Consider the following 4,034-nt stretch of genomic DNA (forward strand, 5'->3'; position numbering starts at 1 on the left):
TGCCGGCGCCCGCGGCGCTCGGCCTCGCGCTGGGTCCCGGCGCCGCCGCGTCCGCTCGACGTCCGGCTGTCGTCGCGGATGCCGATCTGCGAGAGCAGTCCGGCCAGCAGCGAGCGATGGATGCCGTCGGGGTTCGGTGCGCCGGCCTCCGCCGCGACGTGCAGGCCGAGCGGCTTCGCCAGGCGCACGAGCTGGCGGTAGAGGTCCTGCCACTCGCGCACGCGCAGGTAGTTGAGGAACTCGCTCCGGCACATCCTGCGGAACGCGCTGCCGGAGAGCTCGCGCTGCTGCTGCTCGAGGTGGTTCCAGAGGTTCAGCAGCGTGATGAAGTCGCTCGTCGGGTCGACGAAGCGGCGGTGCATCTCGTCGGCCTGCTCGCGCCGTTCGAGCGGCCGCTCGCGCGGGTCCTGGATGGTGAGCCCCGCGACGATCGCGAGCACCTCGCGGCTGACGCCCTGCGCCTTCGACTCGAGCACCATGCGCGCGAACCTCGGCTCGATCGGCAGGCGGGCCAGCTGCCGGCCGGTGCGCGTGAGTTCCGGGCCGCCCGCGGCATCCGCCTCGTCGATCGCGCCGAGCTCGCGGAGCAGGTCGACGCCGTCGCGGATGCCGCGGGCGTCGGGCGGCGTCAGGAACGGGAAGTCCTCGACGGCCCCGAGCCCGAGCGAGGCCATCTGCAGGATGACCGCGGCGAGGTTGGTGCGCAGGATCTCGGGATCGGTGAACTCCGGCCGCTTGTCGAAGTCGTCCTCGGAGTAGAGGCGGATGGCGATGCCGTCGCTCGTCCGGCCCGAACGCCCGGAGCGCTGGTTCGCCGAGGCCTGCGAGATCGGCTCGATCGGGAGCCGCTGCACCTTCGAGCGGGCCGAGTACCGGCTGATGCGCGCGGTGCCGGCGTCGACGACGTAGCGGATGCCGGGCACGGTGAGGCTCGTCTCGGCGACGTTGGTCGCGAGGATGACGCGTCGCCGGAGCCCCGCGACCTTCGACGGCTCGAACACCCGGTGCTGGTCGGCTGAGGAGAGCCGCCCGTAGAGCGGGAGCACCTCGGTCACGTCCGCCGCACCGCGCCGCGTCGCGTGGGCCCGCACCGCGGCCTCGGCGTCGCGGATCTCGCTCTCGCCCGAGAGGAAGACGAGCACGTCGCCCGGGGCCTCGCGCCCGAGCTCGTCCAGCGCGTCGAGGATGCCCCGCTGGATGTCGCGGTCCTCGGCGGCCGCGCCCTCGTCGTCGGCCTCCTCGCCAGGACCCGACCCGGCGGACTCCGCCACCAGCGGCCGGTACCGGACCTCGACCGGGTAGGTGCGGCCGGAGACCTCGATGATCGGGGCCGGCGTGCCGCCGGCATCCGCGAAGTGCGCTGCGAAGCTCTCGGGGTCGATCGTCGCGCTCGTGATGACGACCCGCAGGTCCGGTCGGCGCGGGAGGAGCCGCTTGAGGTAGCCGAGCAGGAAGTCGATGTTGAGGCTGCGCTCGTGCGCCTCGTCGATGATGATCGTGTCGTAGCGGCGCAGGTCGCGGTCCCGGTGGATCTCGTTCAGCAGGATGCCGTCGGTCATCACCTTGATGCGCGTGGCCTCGCTCGCGCGGTCGGTGAACCGGACCTGGTAGCCGACGAGGTCGCCGAGCTCGACGCCGAGCTCCTCGGACACGCGTTCGGCGATCGTGCGGGCCGCGATCCGGCGCGGCTGGGTGTGCGCGATGGACTCCCGCCCGAGCTCCAGGCAGATCTTCGGCAGCTGGGTCGTCTTGCCCGACCCGGTCGCGCCCGCGACGATGACGACCTGGTGATCCCGGATGGCGCGTGCGATGTCGTCGCGTCGACCGCTGACCGGCAGGTCGGCCGGGTACGTGATCGTGGCGGGGACGGGCGCGGGCATAGCCCTCAATCCTACGCTCGCGTCGACCCGCCCGAGGATGCCCGGTCGGGGGCCGCGGGAGCGCGGGGCCGCCCGCCGGGCATCGGCATCGGGACTCAGCCGGCGGTCGCCGCCGCCGGCACGTGGTGGTTCCCGCGGACGAGGTCGGCGGGGTCCCAGGTGGACTTGACGTCGCGGAGCCGGGCCCAGGTCGCCTCGTCGAAGAATCGGCTCGCGTCGACCGGGTGCTCGACGAGGTTCGGGTACTCGCCCACGGCGAGGGGCTCGAGCACCGCGTCGAGGCCGTCGAGCCCGCGGCTGACCGCGGCATCCGATTCGGCGTCCATCGGCACGCCCAGCGCGAAGACGAGGATCTCGCCGGGGAGCGTCGCACGCGCGCCCGCGCCCTCGGGGCGCCGGCCGAACGCACCGCCGATGTGGCGGACCTGGAGCATCGCGAGGGCGCCGCCCGCACCGCCGAGCCCGGCGATCGCATCGGCGGCCTCGTCGGGTAGCTCGTCGACGAGTGCGGTCGTCGAGCGGTAGGGGAGCGGGGACTCGGGATCCATCGCGAGCGTCCCGAGCGCGATGGGCTCCTGCGGGCCGAGCGTGTCCATCACGGGGGCGAGCGCCTCGAGGGGGCGCAGCAGGCGTCGGGCCTCCGACTCGCGACCGAGGTGGGCGGCCATGACGATGGCGAAGGACTGCCCGCGCACGACGTCGGGCACGTCCGGGGTCGGCGGGAAGTGGATGAGGCTCACCCAGGTCGTGAGCTCCTCGGGGAAGGACGGCAGCAGCCTCGTCCACGTCCGCAGCACCTCGGAGGCGCGCTCGATCGGGAAGAAGAACGATCCGGCGGCGAGTTCGGGCAGGGAGACGACCTCGAACTCGATCGCGGTGACGATGCCGAAGTTGCCGCCGCCGCCGCGCAGCGCCCAGAAGAGGTCGGCGTGGTGGTCGGCGTCGGCTCGGACGGGTTCGCCCTCGGCCGTGACGAGCTCGATCGCGCGGACCGCGTTGGCCTGCAGCCCGTGGCGCCGGGTGAGCCATCCGATCCCCCCGCCCATCGAGTAGCCGGCGATGCCGACGTCGAGCGACGAGCCGTGGAGCCCCGCCAGCCCGAGCTCGGACAGCATCGGTGCGACGTGCTGCCACCTGGCCGCGGCGCCGACGCGCACGCGGCGTTCGGCGTGGTCGATCTCCACCTCGGTCATGCGGGACGTGTTCACGAGCATCGCGCCTGCGAGCGTGTCACGCGAGGAGGCGCCGTGTCCGGTGCCCTGCGCTGCCACGCGGAGGCCCGCGCGGCGGGCCAGCGCGACGGCCTCGACGACCTGGCCCGCGTCGCGCGGGAGGGCGATGAGCTCCGGTCGCTGGTCGTCGAGCAGGTTGAACGTCGCCCGTGCCTCGTCCCAGCCGTCGTCGCCGGGTGAGAGGACCGTGCACGCCGCGGCGGCGGTGTCGATCGTGGTCATGGTGGTGCTGCCTTTCGAGGAACAGAGGTGTGCGATGAATGAACGGTACGACCGGACGGCGGCGATGTCAATTGATCGAACACATATGTGCGTAGAATTAGGGGATGGCACGGAGGTACGAGCAGCGAGCGCGAGCGGAGCAGCAGGAGCAGACGCGTCGGCGGATCGTCGAGGCCGCCCTCGAACTGCACCGCACGGCGGGCCCCGCCGCGAGCTCGTTCAGCGCCGTCGCGGATCGGGCCGGCGTGCAGCGCAGCACGCTCTACCGGCACTTCCCCGACGACCGCGCGCTCTTCCTCGCCTGCTCCGGCCTGCACCTCGACCAGCACCCGTTCCCCGATGCGGCGCCGTGGCGGGCCATCGCCTCACCTGTGGCGCGCGCGGAGCACGGGATCGCCGCCGTCTACGCGTACTGGGCGCAGAACGAGGCGCTGATCGCCAACGTGCTGCGCGATGCCGAGCGCGACGCGGTGCTGCACGAGGTGAACGAGCTCCGCATGGGCGAGCCGATGGAGGCTGCGCGCGACGCACTGGTCGAGGCGTGGCCCGCTCGTGAACGGAGTCCCGAACTCGTCGCCGCCGCCGCGCTCGCGGTGGACTTCCGGACGTGGCAGACGCTCGTCCGCCGCAGCGGCCTCGGGCAGGGTGCCGCGGCGGCGCTCATGGCCTCGAGCCTCGCGCACGCCGCCGAGCGCGGTGC

3 protein-coding genes are annotated in these 4,034 nt (G+C 73.3%); 1 reads left to right on the forward strand and 2 read right to left on the reverse strand.

The window, feature by feature from the left end; translation table 11 throughout:
- Both hrpA and ESO86_RS12745 read right to left on the reverse strand, forming a co-directional pair.
- On the reverse strand, nt 1-1,880 hold a 1,880-nt coding region (gene hrpA, locus ESO86_RS12740), incomplete at its 3' end, for an ATP-dependent RNA helicase HrpA (protein ID WP_129235363.1).
- Between the two features lie 95 nt (nt 1,881-1,975).
- On the reverse strand, nt 1,976-3,334 hold the full coding sequence (locus ESO86_RS12745) for an FAD-binding oxidoreductase (protein WP_129235364.1): 1,359 nt from the start codon (nt 3,332-3,334) through the stop codon (nt 1,976-1,978).
- A 104-nt stretch (nt 3,335-3,438) separates the two neighbouring features.
- Between ESO86_RS12745 and ESO86_RS12750 the strand changes: the two genes are divergently transcribed.
- The coding region (locus ESO86_RS12750) for a TetR/AcrR family transcriptional regulator (protein WP_165307783.1) at nt 3,439-4,034 on the forward strand (596 nt) is incomplete at its 3' end.

The sequence above is a fragment of the Agromyces binzhouensis genome (genome assembly GCF_004135055.1).
GTDB classification, from domain to species: Bacteria; Actinomycetota; Actinomycetes; order Actinomycetales; family Microbacteriaceae; genus Agromyces; species Agromyces binzhouensis.